Genomic DNA, 21589 nt, shown 5'->3' with positions numbered 1-21589 from the left:
CGGGCCGACTCCGTGGAATCGGCCTATCGGCGAGACGGTCGCGCCACCGTGCCCAGACTTCCAAGGTAGGCCGGCGCGGGCGATCCGTCAATGCTGCCGCGCCGGCGTTGCAGCGTGTAGCATCGGTGCCATGCAGCACGCCCTGACCCGTAGCGAACGCATCCCCCGGCTGAGCCGATTCGGCTGGTTGATGGGCCTGTACGCCGAGAACTTCGTGCACCTGAACCGCCTGTTCGTGCCCTCGGACTTGGCCGTGGGCAGCTACCTGTCCTCGATTGGCGACGGCCTGGACCTGCGCCTGGACGTGATCGAGCACCACCGCTACACGGTGGAACTGCGCCTCACCTACGACCTGTGCGATCCGCTCACCGGCGAGCCGGACCCCTCGGCCTACGTGCGCCTGTACCGCGACGCGCGCCAGGCCGAGACCACGCATTGCTACGTCGGCCGCCGCTGGCAGGACGTGATGGGGCTGTATCCGCCGCCGGCGGAACTGATCAGCCACCGCATGCGTATGAACACCTTCCTCAGCAAGTGGCTGGAATACCTGGCCGAGCGTGGCCACGGCGTGGCCACGCTGAAGCCGGCCGGGCCGTTGCGGCGCCCAGCCGAGGACGCGGCGACGCCCGCGCCCTGATCGTTGGCCCTGGCGGATGCGGCATACTGCGCGCCCGCCGACTCGCCCACCTGCCGCATGCCTTACACCCCGATCGTCGCCACGCTGGGCTACGTGCTGTCGCCCGACCGCTCCAAGGTGCTGCTGATCCATCGCAACGCCCGGCCCGGCGACCACCACCTGGGCAAGTACAACGGCCTGGGCGGCAAGGTCGAGGCGGACGAGGACGTGCTGGACGGCATGCGCCGCGAAATCCGCGAAGAAGCAGGCATCGAATGCGACGCGCTGCAACTGCGCGGCACGATCAGCTGGCCCGGCTTCGGCAAGCACGGCGAGGACTGGCTGGGCTTTTTGTTCCTGATCAGCGCCTACCGCGGCGACCCCTTCACTGAGAACGCCGAGGGCACATTGGCCTGGGTGCCGGTGGCGGAGATGGAAACGCTGCCGCTATGGGAGGGCGACCGCCACTTCCTGCCGCTGGTGTTCGATGGCGATCCGCGTCCGTTCCACGGGGTGATGCCGTACCGCGACGGGCGCATGCTGTCGTGGCGCTATTCGCGGGTCTGAGCGGCTCGCATCTGCGCTGCGCTTGTCCACAGAGGCTGTGGATCGATGCTGCACAAGCCTGTGGGCAAGCATGGCAAGTCGCTGAAATCGCTGCCGGATTTTTGTGCCTGGCGAAAATTTCGCCAGTGCGCTCGGCGCTTCTCCACAGCGGGTGTGGATGAAATCGGCCAAAGTCTGTGGATAAGCGCGTCGCCACGTTGCAGCGCAGGGCTTGCCGCCTGGTTGGCGAAAAATTCGCCAACCAGGATTCACGTTGCTACCCAGGCTGCTGTTCCGTCAGGTGCCGCGCCGCTACTGCGCGGTCCAGCCGCCGTCGATGGCGATGGTCTGCGCGGTGATGTTGCGTGCCGCCGGCGAGGCCAGGAACGCGACGCAGCCGGCTAGCTCGTCGTAGTCGATGAACACGCCCTTGGGCATCGGCTTGAGCATCACCTGCGCGATCACGTCGGCTTCGGAAATGCCGCGGGTGCGCGCCTGGTCGGCGATCTGCTTATCCACCAGCGGGGTTTTCAGGTAGCTGGGGCACAGCGTGTTGATGGTGATGTCGGTATCGGCAGTTTCCAGCGCCACGGCCTTGGAGAACCCGACCAGGCCGTGCTTGGCGGCGATGTAGGCGCTCTTGTACGGGCTGGCGACCAGCGAGTGGATGCTGCCGATGTTGACGATGCGGCCGAAGCCGCGCGCGCGCATGCCCGGCAGCACGGCCTGGGTCAGCCGCGCTACGCCGGTCAGCATCACCTCGATCAGCAGGCTCCACTTGGCCATCGGAAAGTCCTGCAGCGGCGCCACGTGCTGCAATCCGGCGTTGTTGACCAGCACGTCCACCGGTCGCGAAATCGCCGCCAGCGCCGCATTGATGCTGGCCTGGCTGGTCACGTCCAGCGCCACCGATTCGGCCAAGCCGCCGGCTTCGCGCAGCTGCGCGGCCACGGCGGCCGCGGCATCCGCATCCAGGTCGCTGACGACGATGTGGCGGCCGCCGGCGGCCAGTTCGCGGGCAATGCCGGCGCCGATGCCGCTGGCGGCGCCGGTGATCAGGACGGTCTGCATGCAAAGGCACCTGTCGGGGAAAGGGCGCAGCGTAGCAGCGTGGCGCGATGGCGCCGTGGCCGCGGTCCTCGCCAGTGCGGTGGCGCCACGCTACCCTGTGCCGGTCGCACCCTTCTCACCCCGGATCCGCCACGCTATGCCGATGAAACGCCACTTCTCGATGCTGCGCGAATTCCAGTTGGCCGACTGGTTCACCCTGGCCAATGCCTTCTGCGGCACAGGCGCGGTGTTCGCGTCGATGCGTTTCCTGCAGGAGGGCCGGCGCAGCGACCTGTTGGTTGGCATGGCGCTGATCCCGCTGGCGTTCGTGTTCGATGCGCTGGACGGGCGCGTGGCGCGCTGGCGCAAGTCCTCTTCCACGCTCGGCCGCGAGCTGGATTCGCTGGCCGACGTGATCTCCTTCGGCGTCGCCCCGGCGGCGCTGGCCTACGCCTGCGGCATGCAGGGCGGCTGGGACTGGCTGGTGCTGAGCTTCTTCGTGTGCTCCGGGGTCAGCCGCCTGGCGCGCTACAACGTCACCGCCGAGCAGCTGGCCGGCGACGGCGACAAGGTGCCGTATTTCGAAGGCACGCCGATCCCGAGCAGCCTGGCGCTGGTGATCGTGCTGGCGGTCGCCGCGCATCTGGGCCATCTCGGCGATGCGCTGTGGTGGGGCCAATGGCGGCTGGGGCCGTGGCTGCTGCACCCGCTGGTGCTGCTTTTCGCCCTGTCCGGTTCGCTGATGATCAGCAAGACCCTGCGCATTCCCAAGCCTTGAGCGTTGGCAGGTTGTTATCATCCCGGTTCGACCTGGGAGGGTGGCGATGAAGGCTAGCGGCGGCAGCGGTGCCGGCGATTTCGAAGCGTTGGCGCGGCAGTACTGGGGCGCGTGGAGCGACGCGCTGCGCCAGGGCGGCGGTGCGGGCGCGCAAGCGCCCGCCGATGGTGCCGGCCACGGTTCGTGGCGCGAGGCGATCGACACCTGGGCGCAATGGTTGCCGCGTGGCACCGGGACGCAGGCCGAGGATGCGGTGTCGCAGTTGCAGCAGCACGCCGGCGAGTGGTTCGGCGCGATGCAGCAGGTGGCCGCGCAGTTCGCCGGGCGCGATGCCAGCAGTGCCGACGTGGCCGAGGCCTGGAAGCAGCAGGTGCAGGGCCAGCGCGAGCAGATGCTGCAATGGCTGATCGGCACCGCGCGCGGCGCCGGCCAGCCCGGCATGGATCCCTGGCTGCAGCAGGCGGCGCACTGGCTGCAGGGCTGGCAGCGCGACAGCGGGCCGTGGCTGCAGATGCCGGGCTTCGGCCCAGGCCGTAACCACCACGCGCGCTGGCGCGCGCTGGCCAAGGCGCAGCAGGAGTACCAGGCGCAGCTGCAGGCCTACCTGGGCCAGCTGCAGGGCGCGATCGATCGCGCCTTCGGCGTGTTTGAGGCCAAGCTGCGCGAGCATGAGGATCCGGGTCGCCAGCTGACCAATGCGCGGGCGATGTTCGACTTGTGGATCGATGCCGCCGAAGAGGCCTACGCCGCGTCCGCGCTGTCGGAAGAATTCCGCGAGGTCTACGCCGGCTTCGCCAATGCGCAGATGCGCCTGCGCGCGCTGTTGCAACGCGAGACCGAGCAGCTGTGCGAGCAGTTGGGCTTGCCCACCCGCACTGAGCTGGATGCCGCGCATCGGCATATCGCCGACCTGGAGCGGCGGCTGCGCCGGTTGGAGCGGGGCGCGGCACCGGCCGCTGCGTCGGCGCCTTCCGAAACGACCGCGGGCGGCAAGGCGGCGCCGCGTTCGCCGTCGCGATCCAGACCGGCGGCCGCTGCGCCGTCTGAGGCGACGGCAACTGGCGCGAGGGCCAAGGCCGCTGCCAAGCCGTCCGGCGCGCGCGCCGCTTCCACGCCCAAGCCGCCGGCCAAGCCCAAGCCCGTCACGAAGCCCAAGCCTGCGGCGGTCAAGCCGGCGCGTGGCAAGTCGGGCGCGGCGCCGCGCCGGAGCCGCGCATGAAAGGGCCGTTGAGCTTCAGCAGCGACGACCTGCTGCAGGAAACCCTGGAACTGCAGCGCAAGCTCATGGAAGGGCTGCGCGTGCTGCCGGGGCTGGACGAGGTGCAGTACGGCGTCACCGAGCGGCAGGAAGTGTGGCGCGACGGCAAGGTGGTGCTGTACCGCTTCGTCGGCGAGCGGCCGCCCACTGCGAAGGTGCCGCTGCTGATCGTCTACGCGTTGGTCAACCGGCCGTACATGGTCGACCTGCAGGCCGACCGCTCGCTGGTCAAGGGCCTGCTGGCGCTGGGCGAGGACGTGTATGTGCTGGACTGGGGCTATCCCGACCGTTCCGAGCGCTACCTGACCCTGGAAGACTATCTGCTGCGCTACATCGACGGCGCGGTCGATCACCTGCGCGGCGCTGCCGGCGCGCCGATCAACGTGCTCGGCATCTGCCAGGGCGGCACCTTCTCGCTGTGCTATGCGGCGCTGCAGCCGCACAAGGTGCGCAACCTGGTGACGATGGTCACGCCGGTGGATTTCCATACGCCGGACAACATGCTGTCCAACTGGGCGCGGCAGGTGGACGTGGATCTGTTCGTGGACACGCTGGGCAACGTGCCGGCGGACCTGATGAACGCCAGCTACCTGATGCTCAAGCCGTTCCGGCTGAACCTGCAGAAATACGTGGGACTGCTGGACATCCTCGACGATCCGCGCGCGCTGGAAGACTTCCTGCGCATGGAAAAGTGGATCTTCGATTCGCCCGACCTGGCCGGCGAGACCTTCCGCGAATTCGTCAAGCAGTTCTACCAGGACAACGCGCTGGTGCATGGCCGCGCGCGCATCGGCGAGCACGCGGTGGACCTAGCCCAGGTGCGCATGCCGGTGCTCAACATCTACGCCGAACAGGACCACCTGGTGCCGCCGGACGCCTCGCGCGCGCTGCGCGGCCTGGTCGGCAGCGACGATTATGCCGAACTCAGTTTCCGCGGCGGCCACATCGGCATCTACGTGTCCGGCCGCGCGCAGCGCGAAGTGCCGGCGGCGCTGCACCGCTGGCTGGCCGAGCGCGATGGCGGCGCGTGAGCGCGTGACGCGGCGCGCTGCGTGCTTCCCGCGCCGACTCGGCGCGCGCTTGCTGGCGTTCGGCCTGGCCTGCGTCTGCACGGCTGCCGCCGCCGCGGCCGCGCCGGCGCCGGCGCCGGTGGCCGAGCGCGAAATCGGCGCGCTGCTGGCGGCCTTGCAGGCCTCGCCGTGCCGGTTCCAGCGCAACGGCAACTGGTATCCGGCGGCCGAGGCCAAGGCGCATCTGCAGCGCAAGTACGACTACCTGCGCAAGCGCGACCTGGCCGCCAGCGCCGAGCAATTCATCGCGCGCGGCGCCAGCCGCAGCAGTCGCAGTGGGACGGCCTACCGGGTAGCCTGTCCGGGCCAGCCCGAGCAGGACGCGGCGAGCTGGTTCGCGCAGCAACTGGCCGCGCTGCGCCATCACGCCGTGTCGGCGGCGCCGCGCCCAGACTAGCCGCGCCTTCGCCGCAGGAGCCGCCGCCATGTCCCAGCCCAGCCGCACCCTGTCGCGCTCGCTCGACGACCGCATGCTCGCCGGCGTGATCGGCGGCATCGCGCACCGCTTCGGCTGGAGCGCGACCCTGCTGCGGGTGGTGTACGTGGTCGGCTCGATCGCCTCGGCCGCGTTCCCCGGCATCCTGGTGTACCTGATCCTGTGGCTGCTGATCCCCGACGACGCCGATTGACGCGGCCTGCACTGGGCGCGCTGCGCCTGGCCGGTTTCGCACTGGGCGCGCTGTGGACGTCGCCCAATACGCTGCTCGGCCTGATCGCCGGCTTCGCCGCCATGCCCTTCGGCGCGCGCGCGTACGTCAGCCGGCGCGAGCTGGCGCTGGTGTTCGACCGCTTTCCGTGGGGGCCGCGCGGCGCGTTGACGCTGGGAAACGTGATCCTGGTCAGTGCCGACGACCTGGACGTGGCGTGCGCCACCTACGAACATGCCGCCGGCCGCTGCCGGCACCCGAACGTGCGCCTGGGCGACCACGAGCGTGCCCACGTGCTGCAATACTTGCTGCTCGGCCCCTTGTTCCTGCCGGTGTACTTCGCCTGCGGCGGGGTCGGCGTGGGCAACCGGTTGGAGCGCGCCGCCGACCGCTATGCCTTGCACGGCCACGGCTGGTGGCCATGGCGGCGCTGACGCTCAGTCCAGCCGGGCGAAACCGAACAATTGCTTCAGCGGATGCGCGCGGCGCTCGATCTGCGCGCGCAGCAGCCCGGCGCCGAGCATGCTGTAGGTGATGCCGTTGCCGCCGTAGGCCATGGCGAACTGCATGCGCGGCCCGTGCTGCGGGTGCGGGCCGAAGAACGGCAGACCGTCGGCGGTCTCGGCGAAGGTGCCGGCCCAGGCGAAGGTCGGCTGCACTTCAAGGCCCGGCAGCGCCTTGGCGATCTTGCGGCACAGCTTACGCGCCTTGGCGTCCACCCGCGCATCGCGGCGCGCGGGAATATCCATGCTGTCGTCCTCGCCGCCGGCGACGATGCGGCCATTGCCGGTGCTGCGCAGATACAGGTAGGGGCGCGCGCTTTCCCACACCATGGTGTCCTTCAGTGCGCCGAGCTGGGCGTCGTCCAGCGGATCGCTGACGAAGGCGTAGCTGCTGCGGTTCCTGGCCACGCGCTGGTCCAGCCAACCCTGGCTGGCATAGCCGGCGGCCATCACCACATGGCCGGCGCGTACCTGCGCGCCTCGCTCGGTGCGCAGGATGGCGCCGCGGCCGTTCACCTGGATATCGGTGATGCGGGTGCGGTCGTAGACGCCTGCACCGCGCTTGAGCGCGCGACCGAGCAGGCGATAGGTCAGGCGATAGGGATCCACGCGTGCGGCCTGGTGGCTGAGGATCGCGCCATACGCCTCGACCCCGTAGGCGCTGCGCAAGGCCTGCGCATCCAGCCATTCCACGTCCAGCCCGTGGCGCGCGCGCAGTTGCAGTTCGTGCTGCAGCACGCGGACGTGGCGACGGCGGCTGGCGTAGTAGAGGCTGTCGTTCCAGCCGAAATCGACGTCGCGCAGCGGCCGCACCAGCGCACGCAACTGCTCCAGCGCCTGCGCGCAGGAACGGTAGGCGAGGGCGGCGGCGTCTTCGCCGTAGCGCTTGGCCAGATCGAGCATGTGCGTGTCGATCTCGTATTGCAGCAGCGCGGTGCTGGCCGAGGTGCTGCCCCAGCCGATGTCGCGTTGCTCCAGCACCGCCACGTCGTGGCCATGCGCGATCAGTTCGTCAGCGATCAAGGCCGCGGTGATGCCGCCGCCGACGATCGCCACATCGCAGCGCAGGTCACTGTGCAATTGCGGAAAGCTCTGCATCAGGCCGTTGCGCACCGACCAGAAAGGATAGCCGCTCTTGAGATCCATGCCTGTTCGCTGCAATGGGAAGTGCGCGACTAAGGCGCACCGCCGGTTAAGCCGGCGTGAGATGCGGGCAGGCCCTGTGCTGGCGACAGCCGCGATTAACCCGCGTGCAGACATCCGTCACGATGCGCTGTGTAGGCTGCTCGCCAGCTCTACCAATTCCCAGCAGAGGAAGCGTCATGTCGGTCGTTCTGTATATCGGTGGCAGCAAGGATGGCCAGAAGGGCGTGATGCCCTATGGCTTCAGCAAATCGATGAAAGAGACCGACGCCGGGCCGGAAATCTATGTCGAGCGCGTGCTGGCGCTGAGCGACCGCCGGGTCCGGATCATGGCGCTGGAATCGCTGCAGGACGAGATCGTGGCGGAGCGATTGCACCAGTATTATTCGCGTTGACGCCGGCATGCGGACCCCGGCGTGGCCGCCCGCCTAGGCGGGCCAGCAACGGTTCGCATCGATCTGCCTTCGAACATGCCCGCACCCGATACCCGCAAGGCCCCACGCGTCACCGTCCACGAAAGTACCACCACCGATCTGTCCGAGCACCGCAGCGATATCTTCTTCGCCGCCGTGGAAACCACACGCATGCCGATGATCGTCACCGATCCGCGCCAGGCGGACAATCCGATCGTGTTCGTCAACCGCGCGTTCCTGGAGATGACCGGCTACAGCAGCGAAGAGCTGCTCGGCAACAACTGCCGCTTCCTGCAAGGACCCGACACCGACCGCGACACCGTGGACAGCGTGCGCGAGGCGATCGCCGCGCGCAGCGAAGTGGCGGTGGAGATCCTCAACTACCGCAAGGAAGGTTCCAGTTTCTGGAACGCGTTGTTCATCTCGCCGGTCTACAACGAGCACGGCGAGCTGGTCTATTATTTCGGCTCGCAGCTGGACGTCAGCCGCCGCCGCGATACCGAGGACGCGTTGCGCCAGGCGCAGAAGATGGAGGCGCTGGGCCAGCTGACCGGCGGGATCGCGCACGACTTCAACAACCTGCTGCAGGTCATGTCCGGTTATCTGGAATTGATCGAGCATGGCCTGGAGCGCGAGCCGCTGGATCCGGCCCGGCTGCGCAAGAGCGTGGAGCGCGCGCGCGACGCCTCCGGCCAGGCCGCGCGGCTGACCCAGCAACTGCTGGCCTTCGCCCGCAAGCAGAAGCTGGAAGGGCGCGTGCTCAATCTCAACGCGCTGGTCGCCGGCATGAGCGACGTGGCTGAGCGCACCCTGGGCGACGGCATCGCGTTTTCGCTGGACCTGGCGGCCGACCTGCGCAACTGCCGGATCGATCCGACCCAGGCCGAAGTGGCGCTGTTGAACATCCTGATCAACGCGCGCGATGCGATGGCCGAGCAGCCCGCGCGGCGCCTGGTGATCCAGACCCGCAACGTCTCGATCCGCGCTGACGAACCCACCACCTACGACAATCTGCTGCCCGGCCACTACGTCTGCGTGTCGGTCACCGACAACGGCAGCGGCATGCCGCCGGAGGTGTTGGCGCGGGTGCTGGATCCGTTCTTCACCACCAAGGAAGAAGGCAAGGGCACCGGCCTGGGCCTGTCGATGGTGTACGGCTTCGCCAAGCAGTCCGGCGGCGCGGTGCGGCTGTATTCGGAACACGGCCACGGCACCACGGTGCGGCTGTACTTCCCGATCGACGACAATATCGAGAACATGTCGCCGCGCGACTCGCGTGCGCGCCGCGCCTTCGACCGGCAGGGCGACGAGACGATCCTGATCGTGGAGGACCGGCCGGACATCGCCGAACTGGCGCGGTTGTTCCTGGAGGACCAGGGTTACGCCACCCACGTCGCGCACAACGCGCGCGAAGCGCTGGAACTGCTCGACAACGGACTGCAGGTGGACCTGTTGTATTCGGACCTGATCATGCCCGGCGGGCTCAACGGGGTGATGCTGGCGCGCGAGGCGCGGCGGCGCCGGCCCAAGATCAAGGTGCTGCTGACCACCGGCTATGCCGAGACGTCGATCGAGCGTACCGACGCCGGCGGCGCCGAGTTCGACGTGCTGTCCAAGCCCTACAACCGCCAGGAACTGACCCGCAAGGTGCGCACCGTGCTGGACGGTCCTACCGGGGTGAGCTGATCCTGCCGGGGCGGACGCTGGGGTGAGCAGACGCCGACAGGTCGGGGGAGCGCCTGTCAACGGGTTCCCGGATGGCGCCGACACTGCGAAAATAGCGGTCTTTCCGCAAGGCGGCTCCGGCCGGACGCAATGCACGACACTCAGCTCGCCCAGCAGATCGCCAACACTATCGCCGCCGAGATCGGCGCGCAGCCGGCGCAAGCCCGGGCCGCCATCGCCCTGCTCGACGAAGGCGCCAGCGTGCCGTTCATCGCGCGCTACCGCAAGGAAGTCACCGGCGGCCTCGACGATACCCAGCTGCGCAACCTGGAAACCCGCCTGACCTATCTGCGCGAGCTGGAAGACCGCCGCGCCGCGGTGCTAGCCAGCATCGACGAACAGGGCAAGCTCAGCGCCGAGTTGCGCGCGGAGATCGTCGCCGCCGATACCAAGTCGCGGCTGGAAGATCTCTATCTGCCATACAAGCCCAAGCGCCGCACGCGTGCGCAGATCGCGCGCGAGGCCGGCCTGGAGCCGCTGGCCGACGGCCTGTTGGCCGATCCGTCGCTGACGCCGGACAGTTTCGCCGCCGGCTTCGTCGATGCTGACAAGGGCGTGGCCGACGTCAAGGCGGCGCTGGAAGGCGCGCGCGCGATCCTGATGGAGCGCTGGGGCGAAGACGCGGCGCTGGTCGGCGAACTGCGCGCCTGGCTCGCCGAGGTCGGCGTGATCCGCGCGCGCGTGGCCGAAGGCAAGGAGCAGGAGGGCGCCAAGTACCGCGACTACTTCGACCACGCCGAAGCGCTGGGCAAGATTCCCTCGCACCGGCTGCTGGCGCTGTTCCGCGCGCGCCGCGAGGAAATCGTCTATCTGGAACTGGACCCGGGCAGCGACCCCGAGGCCGGCCATCAGTACGCCGAAGGCCGCGTCGCGCTGCGCGCCGGCATCGCCAACCAGGGCCGTCCCGGCGACCGCTGGTTGCTCGACGCGTGCCGTCTGACCTGGCGCGCCAAGCTGCACATGCACCTGTTTCTGGATCTCTTCAACCAGGCGCGCGAGAAGGCCGAAGCCGAGGCGATTGCGGTGTTCGGGGACAACCTGCAGGACCTGATGCTGGCCGCGCCGGCGGGCGCGCGGGTGACCCTGGGCCTGGATCCGGGCATCCGCACCGGCTGCAAGATCGCGGTGGTCGATGCCACCGGCAAGCTGCTCGCCACCGACACCATCTATCCGCACGAGCCGCGCAAGCAGTGGGACCAGTCGCTGCACACGCTCCGGCAGCTGTGCACGCAGCATGGCGTGGAGCTGATCGCGATCGGCAACGGCACCGCCAGCCGCGAGACCGACAAGCTCGCCGCCGACCTGATCAAGCAGAACCCGCAGCTGACGCTGGAAAAGATCGTGGTCAGCGAGGCCGGTGCGTCGGTGTATTCGGCGTCCGAATTCGCGGCCAGGGAGTTCCCGCAGCTGGACGTGTCGCTGCGCGGCGCGGTGTCGATCGCGCGGCGCCTGCAGGATCCGCTGGCCGAGCTGGTCAAGATCGAGCCGAAGGCGATCGGCGTGGGCCAGTACCAGCACGACGTGGACCAGTACCGCCTGGCACGGGCGCTGGATGCGCGGGTGGAGGACTGCGTCAACGCGGTCGGCGTCCACGTCAATACCGCCTCGGCGGCGCTGCTGTCCCGCGTGTCCGGGTTGTCGGCCAGCGTGGCCGAGAACATCGTCCGCCACCGCGACGACAACGGCCCGTTCAAGCGCCGCAAGGACCTGCTCAAGGTGCCGCGGCTGGGCGACAAGACCTTCGAGCAATGCGCCGGCTTCCTGCGCATCGCCGACGGCGACGAGCCGCTGGACGCCTCCTCGGTGCACCCGGAAGCGTATCCGGTGGTGGAGCGCATCGTCGGCGCCACCGGCAAGCCGATCAAGGCGCTGATCGGCGACGGCGGTTTCCTGCGCGCGCTCAAGCCGGACCAGTTCACCGACGAGAAATTCGGCGTGCCGACCGTGCGCGACATCCTGAAGGAACTGGAGAAGCCCGGCCGCGATCCGCGCCCGGAGTTCAAGGCCGCACGCTTCGCCGACGGGGTGGAGGACATCAAGGACCTCAAGCCGGGCATGGTGCTGGAAGGGGTGGTCAGCAACGTCGCCGCATTCGGCGCCTTCGTCGACATCGGCGTGCACCAGGACGGCCTGGTGCACATCTCGGCGTTGTCCGACAGCTACGTCAAGGATCCGCGCGACGTGGTCAAGGCCGGCGACATCGTCAAGGTCAAGGTGCTGGAAGTGGATGTGGCGCGCAAGCGCATCGCGCTGACCCGGCGCCTGGACGATGCGCCGCCAGCGGCATCGGTGCGTAGCGGCGAGCGCGATGGCAGCGCGCGTCCGGCGCCGGGCGCGCCGCGTCGCGAACGCGATGCGCGTGGCGGCAACGGCAAGCCGCGCACACCGGCGGCACCGCCGCTGAACAGCGCCCTGGCCGACGCGTTCGCCCGCGCCAAGCGCAACTGAGCGCACGCGTGCGTCGGCGCGGCCGCGGCATGCGGCCCGCGCCGGCCGGCTCACGCCGATTCGGCTTTCGCGTTCGAATCCGGTTCGGCGGCGATCTGCGGCTGGGTCAGCGACGCGGCCAGCGCGACCAGCTTGACCGGGTCCACCGGCTTGCCCAGGTGCGCATTGAAGCCGGCCTCCAGCGCTAGCGAGCGATCCTCGCCGCGCACGTACGCGGTCAGCGCGATCGCCGGGATGCGGCTGACCGCGCCGGCGCCGCGCGAGCGCACGCTGCGGATCAGGCTGTGCCCGTCGCGGCGCGGCATGCCCACGTCGCTGACCAGCAGGGCGTAGGGACGCTCGCGCAGCAGCGATTCGGCATCGTCGGCGGAGACCGCCGCCTCGGCCACGGCGCCGGCTTCCTGCAGAAAGCGTTGGGTGACCCCGCGCGAGTCCATGTCGTCGTCGACGACCAGCACGCGCACCCCGTTCAGGCGGATCCCGCCGCGTTGCAACGCGGCGGCGGCGATCGCCGTGCCATCGTTGCGCCGCGCCGGATCGATACCGTGCAGATCGTTGCGCGGCAGCAGCAGGGTGAAGGTCGCCCCCAGGCCGATGCCGTCGCTGCTGACCGACAGCTGGCCGCCGTGCATTTCCGCCAGTTGCTTGGCGATCGCCAGGCCCAGGCCGAGTCCGCCGGCGCTGCGCGTGCTGCTGGCGTCGGCCTGGCGGAAGCGGTCGAACACGTGCGGCAGGAACAACGGATCGATGCCGACGCCGCTGTCGCTGACGCTGATTCGCAGATGGGTCGTGCTGCTGTCCAGGGTCAGGGTGATCTTGCCCGCGCTGGGGGTGAACTTGATCGCGTTGCCGATCAGGTTGGTCAGCACCTGCTGCAGCCGCACCGCATCGCCGACATAGGGCAGAACCGGGCTGTCGGCGCAAGGCGTCAGCACGATGTCGATGCCTTTGCCCTCGGCGCCGGGCCGCGCCGCGTCGATCGCCTCGCCGACCAGCGCGCACAGATCCAGTTCGGCCGGGTCCAGGCGCACCTTGCCGGACAGGATCGCGCTCATGTCCAGCAGGTCGTCGATGATCTGCGCCTGCGCATGGGCGCTGCGCTCGATCACCTCCAAACCCCTGACCAAGTCCTTCTCGCGCACCGCATCGCCCTGCATCAGCCGCGACCAGCCCAGGATCGCGTTCAGCGGCGTGCGCAGTTCGTGGCTCAGCGTGGCCAGGAATTCGTCCTTCATGCGGCTGGCGCGCTCGGCCTCGCCGCGCGCGCTCTGCTCGGCGGCGAGCAGCTGCTGCAGGCGTTGGTCGGTCTCGCGGCGTTCGATCACGATGCCGGCCAGGTGCGATGCTGAGCGCGCCAGGTCCTGCTCATACATGGTCGGGTAGTGCACGAACGGGTAGTACAGCGCGACCACGCCCAGCACCTGGCCGTCGCTGGCCAGGATCGGCGTGGAGCAGCAGGCCACGATGTCCGCTGCAGTGGCCGCGACCAGGTACTCCTGCCAGTACGGATCCACGCGCACGTCGCTGCACAGCACCTGCCGGCGCAGGAACGCGGCACGGCCACAGCAGCCGCTGCGTTCGCCGATCGGCAGGCGTTGCATGCTCTTGCGGAACCCGGCGGGCATGCTCGGCGCGGCGCCCTCCAGCAGGCACTGGCGGTGTTCGTCGACCAGCATGATGGTGCAGCGCAGGCCCACGTCGCTCTGCGCCTCGATGCCGCGCGCGATCGATTCGAGCACCGCGCTCAACGGCTTGCCGGTGGTGATCATTTCCAGCGCCGCGCGTTCGGCGGCGGTGGCGTTCTCGATGCGCTTGCGCTCGGCGATATCCAGCACCGAGCCGATGAAGCCGAGGAACTGGCCGGAGGAACTGAAGCGCGGCGAGGCGGTGTCCACGCACCAGCGGTGCTCGCCGTCGTGGCGGCGCAACCGGTATTCGATGGTGAACGCGCGCCGATCGGCGGCGGCACGGGCCACTGTACGCCCGACCGCGGCGGCGTCGTCGGGATGGATCTTCTCCATCCAGCCCGAGCCCAATGCCTCTTGTTCGGTCTGCCCGGTGAACAGGTACCACTGGCGGCTGACGTATTCGCAATCGCCGTCGGCATTGGCCATCCAGATCAGCACCGGCGCGTTGTCGCACAGGTTGCGGAAGCGCAGCTCGCTTTCCTGCAGCCGCTGCTCGACCACGCGGCGATCGTGGATGTCGGTATTGGTGCCGATCCAGCGCACGATCCTGCCATCGCCATCGCGGATCGGAAGCGCGCGGCCCAGATGCCAGCGATAGCTGCCGTCGTGGCGCCGCAACGGATACTCGATCTCGTAGCCCTGGCCACTGCGCACGGCTTGCGGCCAGGCCTGCATGGCCCGCGCCAAGCCATCGTCGGTGTGCACTTTGCGCCAGCTGTCGTAGCCGCATTCGCCGGCCGGCAGGCCGGTGTACTCGTACCAGCGCCGGTTGAAGTAATCGATCTCGCCGTCGGCGGTGGCGGTGAACACGATCTGCGGCATCGCGTCGGCCAGCTCGCGCAGGCGCGCCTCGCTGCGCGCCAGGTCCGCTTGCGCGCTGGCACGCTCCATCGACTCCCAGCAGCGCGCTGCCACCAGCCGTACCAGTTCGATCTCCGCCGAGGTCCACACCCGCGGCTGCAACTGGTGCACGCCGATCGCGGCGACCAGGCGGCCGGCCTTGTGCAGCGGCGCGCTCAGCAACGCGCGGGTGCCCATGCGCCGGTAGCCGGGGTCGTCGAAGCGCATCGGCGGCACGTGCGCCTCGGTGTCCTGCACCACCCACGGCCGGTTCTCGCGCATGCACTCCAGCAGGTCGCTGCCGAAATCGCTGAAGCGGAAGCGGCCGGTCACGTGCGCGGTGCGGTCGACGTAGTCGGCGCGGATCTCGAACGCGTCCTCGTCGGCATCGACGATCGCATACGCGCAGCGGCTGGCATGCAGGTGCCGGCCGAGCAGGACGGCGCCGGTCTCGCAGATGGCCTCGGCGCTGTCCAGGTTCTGCAGCGCGTCCTCGAGCATCAGCAGGAAGCTGTCGTGGGCCTGCGCGCGGGTCTGCTCGGTGCGGTCGATGCCGTGCACCAGTACGCCGGTGACTTTGCCTTCGGCGTCGCGCATCGGCTGGTACACGCATTCCAGCGTGGTCTCGGAAACCGCTTCGTGCGGCGTGCGGCGCAGGTTGAAGGTCATCGACTCGCCAGTGAATGGCAGGCCGCTGGCGCGCACGTTGTCGAGCAGGCTGATGAAACCCTGCTGCTGGATCTCCGGGATCGCCTCGGCCAATGGCTTGCCGACCACTTCGCGCGGCCCGACCAGTTGCTGGTAGTGCTGGTTGACGCTTTCGACCACGTAGTTCGGGCCGCGCAGGATCGCCAGCGCCGCCGGCGACTGCTCGAACGCGTCGGCCATCTGCATGCGTTGCGCGTCCAGCGCCCGCAGCAATACGTCGCGCTCGCGTTCCAGCTTGATCTGCGCGGTGTCCTCGGTGCACACGCACAGCACGCCGCCGATGCCGCCGCGGTCGTCGAAGATCGGGCTGTAGGAAAAAGTGAAATACACCTCTTCGCTGTAGCCGTTGCGCAACATCACGAACGGCACATGCTCGTTCCAGGTCGACTCGCCGGTCGCCAGCACGTGCTCGGCCTGGCTGGCGACCGCCGGCCACACATCGGGCCACACCTCGGCCACCTCGCGTCCGAACGCGAACGGGTGGCGCATCCCCAGGATCGGGATGTAGGCGTCGTTGTAGAAATTGATCATCCGCGGGCCCCAGCGGATCACCATCGGGAAGCGCGAACTCAGGCAGAGCGACAGCGCCGAGCGCAGGCTCTGCGGCCAGTCCTGGATCGGCCCCAGCGCGTGGCCTGACCAATCGGTGGCGCGCAACAACTCCCCCGTGGCGCTGTTGGCGGGCAGCCAGACAGGAGGGGGCGAGCAGGCGTTAGCGTTGATGGCGATGTCCCTCGAATCGATCCCTGCGGGGCAGGCTCCCGATCCGGGATTGTCAAGGTCGCGCGGTCATCTTGGCGTGAGCATCGACCAGTGCCTTGATCAGCTGTTCCGACAGGTAGGGCTTGGTCAACACCACGCCGGCAGCGAAGCCGGTGGGGAGCGACTCGGCGGCGACGCCGGTGGCCAGCACATAGGGGATGTCATGCTCGGTGAGGGCGTGCGCAACCGGCTCGCTGGTCTCCCCAGCGGCCAGGCGGAAGTCGAGTACCGCCCGGTCCGGCCGTTCCTGCTCGATCAACGCAAGCGCCTGGCGCACCGACTCGGCAGGGCCGATCACCTCGGCCCCGGCTTGGGCCAGCTGCAGTTCCAGCAGTGTGGCGTTCATTTCGTCGTTCTCGACCACCAGGATACGCAGGCCCCGCAATGCCGACATCGCTTGCTCGTTAAGGTTTGAGTAATGGAAATTATAGCGGTAGCCACGCTGGCCCTGGTTGGATCGCGATCCCAACGAAGATGAAGGGTTTACCCCTGTCGCAGGCGGTTGCTGTCGGCTATACTTCGCGGCCGCGCCGAAGTGGCGGAATCGGTAGACGCAGCGGACTCAAAATCCGCCGCCCTTAAAAGCGTGTGGGTTCGAGTCCCACCTTCGGCACCAGGACCTACGGCAGCTTCGGCTGCCGTTTGTTTTTTGCGCGATCGGTCCTGGATGTTCTGCACCGACCTGCCACCGCGCTGCGCCGCCTGGGCCGCGGCGACCGCATCGACACGACGGCTTCTGCTAGGGGGCGCAGGTTGTCCGTGCATGGTGGAGGCGAGCAGGGCATCTATCCGCTCCTTGCCGAGACGGAGCGTGGACCCGGGTTGGCAGCATCGCCTAGGCCCATGGCGTCGCGTACGCGAACTCCCGCGCCAAACCGATACGAAGTTCGCTTGGCTTATCTATAGGCGCCGATGTGCGATGCGGTGCTTCGTTGTCGGCCCGGCTGTCTGGCCAGGCACACCAACACTGCCTAGCTTCTGGCGATCCAATGCGATCGAAGGGGAATGCGTCGATGCGATCGACGCATGCGCTCTGCGCTTGCGACAGCCGATCGCCGAAATCGCACGCTTCGCCGCGTTAAAAAAACTTCAAAAAACGCTTGCGCATACAGGGCGCCATCGCTAATATTCCGCTCCTAGCAGCACACGTGGGGCCATAGCTCAGCTGGGAGAGCGCTTGCATGGCATGCAAGAGGTCGCCGGTTCGATCCCGGCTGGCTCCACCAACTTTTTCGGGCACTAGGCCTGTCCGCAAAAGCTACATCGTTATCAGCGTCCCCATCGTCTAGAGGCCTAGGACATCACCCTTTCACGGTGGCGACCGGGGTTCGAATCCCCGTGGGGACGCCATTTTCTTTGCAAGAAACCTGAAGTCCGGCGATGCCGGACTTTTTTTGTGCGGGATTTGTACATTCCACAGGAATCGGGTAAGATTCCGTCCCTGCCAGTGCACGTGGGGCCATAGCTCAGCTGGGAGAGCGCTTGCATGGCATGCAAGAGGTCGCCGGTTCGATCCCGGCTGGCTCCACCAACTTTTTCGGACACTAGGCCTGTCCGCAAAGCGGCAACAGCATCAGCGTCCCCATCGTCTAGAGGCCTAGGACATCACCCTTTCACGGTGGCGACCGGGGTTCGAATCCCCGTGGGGACGCCATTTCATACCAAGACACCCGGCACGTCCGGGTGTTTTTTGTCCGCGTTTTGCGTGCGCCGCTTGGACGACTTGGGTTGCGAGCGCCGAGTCGCCGTTGTTGCCGGTCACGCGCTCGCCTGCGCCATCGGCGTGGCGCTGTGGCCGCTGCGTAGCGAGGACAACAGGTCGTACAGCATTGGGATCACGCCCAGCGTGCCCACCGTGCCCAGCGCCAGGCCGCCGATCATGGTGATCGCCATGCCGGTCCACAGCGGGCCGGCGAACAGCATCAATGGGATCAGTCCGACGATGCAGGTCAGCTTGGTCATCACGATCGGGCGCAGGCGCTTGAGCGCCGCGGCGATCACCGCCTCGTGCCGGCCAAGGCCATCGGCCAGTTCGGCATCGATGCGCTCCAGCAGCAGTACCGCGTTGTTGACGATGATGCCGGCCAGCGCGAGCAGGCCGAAGGTGACCATGAAGCCGAACGGGTAGCCGGTGACGAGCAGCGCCAGCGCCGCACCGATCAGCACGAACGGAACGCTGGCGACAACGATGAACAGCTTGCGGAACGAGTTGAATTGCCAGATGAACAACAGCAGGATCGCGCCCAGCGCATGCGGCATGTATTGCAGCAAGGCCTGGTTGGCTTCGGCCGAATCCTCCAGCTCGCCGCCCATCTCGATGCGATAGCCCGGCGGCAGGCGCAGCGCGGCGACCTTGCCGGCCAGGGCGGCGGCGACCTCGTCGGTGGTCATGCCTGGGTTGTGCCCGCTGACGGTGATGGCGCGGCTCAGGTTGCGGCGCTGGATCGCCGATGGTTCCGAAGACAGCGCAATCTCCGCGATCGCCCAGACATCGATGCCGCTGTAGCGCAGTTGCAGGGCCTGGGCGATGTCGTCGCTGTCGACACCGGCGCGGCGCGCCTTGACCTGATCGACGCGGACGTCGTAGCGGGGAAGGCGGATCTCCCAATCGTCGCTGACATCGATGGTACCGGGCAGCTGCCGCAGCGCCTGGGCGATGCCGGCGGCGATGCGGCGCAACTGCGCTTCGTCCGAACCGGCCGCCCGATAGATCGCCACGCCGGATTCGGTCGAGCCCATTGAGAAGCGCTTGGGCTCGGCGCGCACGACGGGATAGCCCTGGCGTATGTGCTGGCGGACGCGGGCGATGAGCGCGTCGAGGTCGGTGCCGGGGCGCATGCTGACGGTGAAGTAGGCGATGTTGGCGGCGGCCTGCGGCGGATTCAGGCCGAGCACGATGCGCGGTCCGCCGTCGGCAACGTAGCCGATGCTGTCCACGATCTCGGGATTGCGCTTGCGATCGGCCAGCCAGCGGCTGATCGACTGCACGGTGCGCAGGGTCTCGCGCGAATCGCTGCCCGGCTGCAGGGTGACCGGCATCTGGAACTGCAGGCGATCGGACTTGGGCATGAAGCTGTAGGGGATCGAACTCAGGATGGTCGTGGCTGCAGCCAACAGCAACAGCATGTATGCGGCTACCTGCATCGCAACTGCGCCTGGGCGAAGCCACGATCCAGGCGTTGGCCGAGGCGGGTATGCCGGTCGGCTTCACCGCCGCTGCGGCCATGGACCTTGCCTATGATGCCGATCGCGCTGGGCTTTCTTGGCCATGCCTGCGCAATCCCGCGCGGGCAGGGGCGCCGCGTCGGTGCGCGATACCGGCGGCAAGGCCGGCCCGTTCACGACGGATTTGGCGGTAAAGTTGCACTTGGCCGATGCAACCGGCCAACCTGGATTTCCATCATCGGACAAACGCATTGACTGCAAAGCGCCCAACCGGCCCGACCGGCAAGACCGGCAAGACCCCTTCACAGTGGCAGGCGATCGAGCGCGCCGCGGCGCAGGAGCTGCAGCGCCGCACCGGCGAGGCGCATGCGGCGATCCTCGCACTGCTTCAGCGCCATGCCCGGGATTTCAGCCCGCGGCAGATCGCGGGGCTGCAGCGACGCTTGCGCAAAGGGCGTTGAGCGATAGGCGAGGGCGCGCCACGCGATCGGCGCGGAAGCATCGCGCCATGGATGGAGCGTCGCGTCGCAGCGCTGCATCTCGGGCTTGCACCGCCAGCAGCCCCCTTGGCGCGGCATGGATCTGGATGGCGCTTCAGCCAGTGTCCCGCTGCACGCGCGCCCGGAACGCGCGCACATTGTCGCCGCGGATGCGACTTTCCTGTGTGCCCGTGATCGTGTCGATCTTGCTGTCCGAGCCGGTCACCGGCTTGGCCTCGACCGTCGTTTCCCGCTCGAACGCGTGCGATTTGTCGGTGTTGCGGTAGTACCGGTACAGGGTCCAGTACAACGCGCTCGCGCCGGCCGGGCCGGCCAGCAGCAACCAGAGTCCGCTGTCGTCGCTCATGAGCTGCCTACCAGGATCCACAGTGCGATGGCTTCGATGAAGGTGCCGGCGGTGAGCGCGGTCAGCAGCAGCTTCCACTGCTGCACCGGCACGCTGCCCATGGTTTCGCCGGTACGGCCGTTCACCGCGATGTAGTGCAGCATGCCGCCGTTGCGGCCGGGTTGGCGGTACGAGTACAGCCACACCGGTAGGTACATCGACACCCAGCGCGTGCCGTGGACCTCGAGCCGCTCCTGCTCCCAGCGCACGCCGCGGTCGTAGTGGCCGACCGAGTCTTCGATCTGGGCACGGGCGATGGACAGCAACTGGTCCTCCAGCCGCGGCCGCAGTTGCTCGACGTCGCGGTTGCGCTTTTCCGAGGTGAAGCCCGCCAGATACGACGCATTCCACTGCACTGCATTCTTGGTGTCGAACGGCAGGATCGTGTTGATGATGTTGTTGGTGTTGGCCTGGGTGTCCAGGTTGCCGCGCTCGGAAGACGATTCCAGCGGCAGGTCGTCTACGGTGAAATCCACGTGCCGCTGCACCTGGTATACGTCGGCGTCGTAGTACGTGGTCTTGTTCTTTTCCGTGCCGCGCGTGTACCTGCGCGTCTCGATCTCGCCCGTGCCGGCCACGCTGGCGCTGACGTTGCCATCGACGATCATGTAGGGCAGGTAGACGCCGACTACGTTATCGGGCGTGAACTGCTGCTTGAACGCCTTCAGCGCGAACAGGCGCCGCTTGTCCACGAACTGGCGGATGCGCGCGACCGCATCCTCCTTTTTGATGTGGAACGGCAGCACCGCGTCGGGCACCGCGCCGTTGGCGACCTGCTCGTTGACGCCGAACACGTGGCGGCACCAGTGGCAGCGTGCGGTCATCGTGCTCTCGGTGTTGACCGTGACCTCGGCGCCGCAGCCGCTGCACTTGAAGCTCATCAGGACGGCGGCGTCGGCGGCGATGTCGCGCGCACCCGAAGCGATGACCGTGCCGCGCAGCGCGTCGAGACCTTCGCCGAACCCGAATACCTCCTCGACCCGCGCGCCGTGCCATTCGTTGCGGCAGTACTGGCAGACCAGCAGGTCGGTGCCGAGCTTGGGGCGGATGTCGGTGGCACCGCATTTCGGGCAGCGGTTGAGGCCGTCCTTCAGCGCGTTGGCGGCGGTGTCGATGGCGAGCGGATCGGGCGCCCGCAGTTCGTCGCGGATCGGAGCGGGCAGGGTGGCCGGATCGAGCGGAAAACTGCCGGGCAGGGGCGGCACATCCTGCGGCGAGCCGGGGCCGCTCACCGCCGCCGCCGGCAATGGCGGCGGCGCGGCCGACCGCGGTGGCAACGGCGGGGGGATCGGCGGCAACGGCGGCGGGGTGCTGGGGTCGGACATGATCGCGGCGTCCGGCGGC

At 68.3% G+C, this 21589-nt stretch carries 18 protein-coding genes, 5 tRNA genes and 1 pseudogene; 16 read left to right on the top strand and 8 right to left on the bottom strand.

What is annotated here, in order from left to right; genetic code table 11:
- The first annotated feature begins 130 nt into the window (after positions 1-130).
- Positions 131-637: a DUF1249 domain-containing protein gene (locus ISN38_RS00720; RefSeq protein WP_003466513.1), complete on the top strand. Its 507-nt coding sequence runs from the start codon at positions 131-133 to the stop codon at positions 635-637.
- Between the two features lie 57 nt (positions 638-694).
- On the top strand, positions 695-1183 hold the full coding sequence (locus ISN38_RS00715; protein ID WP_003466511.1) for an NUDIX hydrolase: 489 nt from the start codon (positions 695-697) through the stop codon (positions 1181-1183).
- A gap of 291 nt (positions 1184-1474) precedes the next feature.
- Here ISN38_RS00715 and ISN38_RS00710 read toward each other — a convergent pair whose 3' ends face one another.
- Entirely contained in the window at positions 1475-2233 is a 759-nt protein-coding gene (locus ISN38_RS00710; protein WP_003466509.1) for a 3-hydroxybutyrate dehydrogenase, read from the bottom strand.
- Positions 2234-2375: 142 nt separating this feature from the next.
- On the opposite strand from ISN38_RS00710, the gene ISN38_RS00705 reads away from it, so the two are divergent.
- Genes ISN38_RS00705 through ISN38_RS00680 form a run of 6 tightly spaced genes read left to right on the top strand, consistent with a single transcriptional unit; the run spans position 2376 to position 6399 of the window.
- On the top strand, positions 2376-2990 hold the full coding sequence (locus ISN38_RS00705) for a CDP-alcohol phosphatidyltransferase family protein (protein WP_003466507.1): 615 nt from the start codon (positions 2376-2378) through the stop codon (positions 2988-2990).
- Between the two features lie 46 nt (positions 2991-3036).
- Complete coding sequence (phaE, locus tag ISN38_RS00700) at positions 3037-4209, top strand: class III poly(R)-hydroxyalkanoic acid synthase subunit PhaE (protein ID WP_003466505.1); 1173 nt, start codon at positions 3037-3039, stop codon at positions 4207-4209.
- Positions 4206-5279, top strand: coding sequence for a class III poly(R)-hydroxyalkanoic acid synthase subunit PhaC (locus ISN38_RS00695; RefSeq protein ID WP_003466504.1), 1074 nt, complete (start codon positions 4206-4208; stop codon positions 5277-5279). Before phaE ends, ISN38_RS00695 begins: the two co-directional genes overlap by 4 nt.
- 4 nt (positions 5280-5283) lie before the next feature.
- Positions 5284-5715: a DUF5329 family protein gene (locus ISN38_RS00690; RefSeq protein ID WP_399507437.1), complete on the top strand. Its 432-nt coding sequence runs from the start codon at positions 5284-5286 to the stop codon at positions 5713-5715.
- Between the two features lie 28 nt (positions 5716-5743).
- Complete coding sequence (locus ISN38_RS00685) at positions 5744-5947, top strand: PspC domain-containing protein (protein WP_058363219.1); 204 nt, start codon at positions 5744-5746, stop codon at positions 5945-5947.
- Complete coding sequence (locus ISN38_RS00680; RefSeq protein WP_047324898.1) at positions 5944-6399, top strand: hypothetical protein; 456 nt, start codon at positions 5944-5946, stop codon at positions 6397-6399. Before ISN38_RS00685 ends, ISN38_RS00680 begins: the two co-directional genes overlap by 4 nt.
- 3 nt (positions 6400-6402) lie before the next feature.
- On the opposite strand, the gene ISN38_RS00675 is transcribed toward ISN38_RS00680, so the two are convergent.
- Positions 6403-7614: an NAD(P)/FAD-dependent oxidoreductase gene (locus ISN38_RS00675; protein WP_003473013.1), complete on the bottom strand. Its 1212-nt coding sequence runs from the start codon at positions 7612-7614 to the stop codon at positions 6403-6405.
- A 176-nt stretch (positions 7615-7790) separates the two neighbouring features.
- On the opposite strand from ISN38_RS00675, the gene ISN38_RS00670 reads away from it, so the two are divergent.
- The 3 genes from ISN38_RS00670 to ISN38_RS00660 all read left to right on the top strand — a co-directional run bounded on the left by ISN38_RS00670 (position 7791) and on the right by ISN38_RS00660 (position 12197).
- Positions 7791-8006 carry a hypothetical protein gene (locus ISN38_RS00670; RefSeq protein ID WP_003473015.1) on the top strand — a complete coding sequence of 72 codons (216 nt, stop codon included), beginning with the start codon at positions 7791-7793 and terminating at the stop codon, positions 8004-8006.
- A 75-nt stretch (positions 8007-8081) separates the two neighbouring features.
- Entirely contained in the window at positions 8082-9710 is a 1629-nt protein-coding gene (locus tag ISN38_RS00665) for a hybrid sensor histidine kinase/response regulator (RefSeq protein ID WP_206712013.1), read from the top strand.
- A gap of 129 nt (positions 9711-9839) precedes the next feature.
- The gene (locus ISN38_RS00660) at positions 9840-12197 is read left to right on the top strand and encodes a Tex family protein (protein ID WP_058358689.1); all 2358 of its coding nucleotides are present in this window, start codon (positions 9840-9842) and stop codon (positions 12195-12197) included.
- Between the two features lie 50 nt (positions 12198-12247).
- On the opposite strand, the gene ISN38_RS00655 is transcribed toward ISN38_RS00660, so the two are convergent.
- Both ISN38_RS00655 and ISN38_RS00650 read right to left on the bottom strand, forming a co-directional pair.
- Complete coding sequence (locus tag ISN38_RS00655; RefSeq protein WP_230938285.1) at positions 12248-16090, bottom strand: PAS domain-containing protein; 3843 nt, start codon at positions 16088-16090, stop codon at positions 12248-12250.
- Between the two features lie 118 nt (positions 16091-16208).
- Positions 16209-16589, bottom strand: a complete 381-nt coding sequence (locus tag ISN38_RS00650; protein ID WP_003470256.1) for a response regulator — start codon at positions 16587-16589, stop codon at positions 16209-16211.
- 135 nt (positions 16590-16724) lie between these two features.
- Between ISN38_RS00650 and ISN38_RS00645 the strand changes: the two genes are divergently transcribed.
- From ISN38_RS00645 to ISN38_RS00625, 5 genes are all read left to right on the top strand, one after another.
- Positions 16725-16811: transfer RNA gene (locus ISN38_RS00645), tRNA-Leu, on the top strand.
- A 534-nt stretch (positions 16812-17345) separates the two neighbouring features.
- A tRNA-Ala gene (locus tag ISN38_RS00640) sits at positions 17346-17421 on the top strand.
- 48 nt (positions 17422-17469) lie between these two features.
- Positions 17470-17545: transfer RNA gene (locus ISN38_RS00635), tRNA-Glu, on the top strand.
- 105 nt (positions 17546-17650) lie between these two features.
- A tRNA-Ala gene (locus ISN38_RS00630) sits at positions 17651-17726 on the top strand.
- A gap of 47 nt (positions 17727-17773) precedes the next feature.
- A tRNA-Glu gene (locus ISN38_RS00625) sits at positions 17774-17849 on the top strand.
- 104 nt (positions 17850-17953) lie between these two features.
- Here the strand turns inward: ISN38_RS00625 and ISN38_RS00620 are convergent.
- The 4 genes and pseudogenes from ISN38_RS00620 to ISN38_RS00605 form a co-directional block, all read right to left on the bottom strand.
- Positions 17954-19321: pseudogene (locus tag ISN38_RS00620) on the bottom strand (efflux RND transporter permease subunit); the annotation flags it as partial.
- 341 nt (positions 19322-19662) lie between these two features.
- Entirely contained in the window at positions 19663-19899 is a 237-nt protein-coding gene (locus tag ISN38_RS00615; RefSeq protein WP_058362117.1) for a hypothetical protein, read from the bottom strand.
- Between the two features lie 55 nt (positions 19900-19954).
- Positions 19955-20206, bottom strand: a complete 252-nt coding sequence (locus tag ISN38_RS00610) for a hypothetical protein (RefSeq protein WP_003470259.1) — start codon at positions 20204-20206, stop codon at positions 19955-19957.
- Complete coding sequence (locus tag ISN38_RS00605; RefSeq protein ID WP_206712011.1) at positions 20203-21570, bottom strand: TFIIB-type zinc ribbon-containing protein; 1368 nt, start codon at positions 21568-21570, stop codon at positions 20203-20205. Before ISN38_RS00605 ends, ISN38_RS00610 begins: the two co-directional genes overlap by 4 nt.
- Between the last annotated feature and the right edge of the window lie 19 nt (positions 21571-21589).

It is taken from the genome of Xanthomonas translucens pv. undulosa, assembly GCF_017301775.1.
Classification (GTDB): Bacteria; Pseudomonadota; Gammaproteobacteria; order Xanthomonadales; family Xanthomonadaceae; genus Xanthomonas_A; species Xanthomonas_A translucens.
Note: the sequence above shows the minus strand (reverse complement) of the source record. Positions and strands in the feature narration are given on the sequence as shown.

What these genes read in the sequence shown, in the direction of transcription:
- ISN38_RS00715 (WP_003466511.1), top strand. Translation starts at nt 695, where the DNA reads ATGCCTTACACCCCGATCGTCGCCACGCTGGGCTACGTGCTGTCGCCC.
- ISN38_RS00650 (WP_003470256.1), bottom strand. Translation starts at nt 16,589, where the DNA reads ATGTCGGCATTGCGGGGCCTGCGTATCCTGGTGGTCGAGAACGACGAA.
- ISN38_RS00710 (WP_003466509.1), bottom strand. Translation starts at nt 2,233, where the DNA reads ATGCAGACCGTCCTGATCACCGGCGCCGCCAGCGGCATCGGCGCCGGC.
- ISN38_RS00705 (WP_003466507.1), top strand. Translation starts at nt 2,376, where the DNA reads ATGAAACGCCACTTCTCGATGCTGCGCGAATTCCAGTTGGCCGACTGG.
- ISN38_RS00660 (WP_058358689.1), top strand. Translation starts at nt 9,840, where the DNA reads ATGCACGACACTCAGCTCGCCCAGCAGATCGCCAACACTATCGCCGCC.
- ISN38_RS00670 (WP_003473015.1), top strand. Translation starts at nt 7,791, where the DNA reads ATGTCGGTCGTTCTGTATATCGGTGGCAGCAAGGATGGCCAGAAGGGC.
- ISN38_RS00695 (WP_003466504.1), top strand. Translation starts at nt 4,206, where the DNA reads ATGAAAGGGCCGTTGAGCTTCAGCAGCGACGACCTGCTGCAGGAAACC.
- ISN38_RS00675 (WP_003473013.1), bottom strand. Translation starts at nt 7,614, where the DNA reads ATGGATCTCAAGAGCGGCTATCCTTTCTGGTCGGTGCGCAACGGCCTG.
- ISN38_RS00685 (WP_058363219.1), top strand. Translation starts at nt 5,744, where the DNA reads ATGTCCCAGCCCAGCCGCACCCTGTCGCGCTCGCTCGACGACCGCATG.
- phaE (WP_003466505.1), top strand. Translation starts at nt 3,037, where the DNA reads ATGAAGGCTAGCGGCGGCAGCGGTGCCGGCGATTTCGAAGCGTTGGCG.
- ISN38_RS00605 (WP_206712011.1), bottom strand. Translation starts at nt 21,570, where the DNA reads ATGTCCGACCCCAGCACCCCGCCGCCGTTGCCGCCGATCCCCCCGCCG.
- ISN38_RS00615 (WP_058362117.1), bottom strand. Translation starts at nt 19,899, where the DNA reads ATGCAGCGCTGCGACGCGACGCTCCATCCATGGCGCGATGCTTCCGCG.
- ISN38_RS00665 (WP_206712013.1), top strand. Translation starts at nt 8,082, where the DNA reads ATGCCCGCACCCGATACCCGCAAGGCCCCACGCGTCACCGTCCACGAA.
- ISN38_RS00720 (WP_003466513.1), top strand. Translation starts at nt 131, where the DNA reads ATGCAGCACGCCCTGACCCGTAGCGAACGCATCCCCCGGCTGAGCCGA.
- ISN38_RS00610 (WP_003470259.1), bottom strand. Translation starts at nt 20,206, where the DNA reads ATGAGCGACGACAGCGGACTCTGGTTGCTGCTGGCCGGCCCGGCCGGC.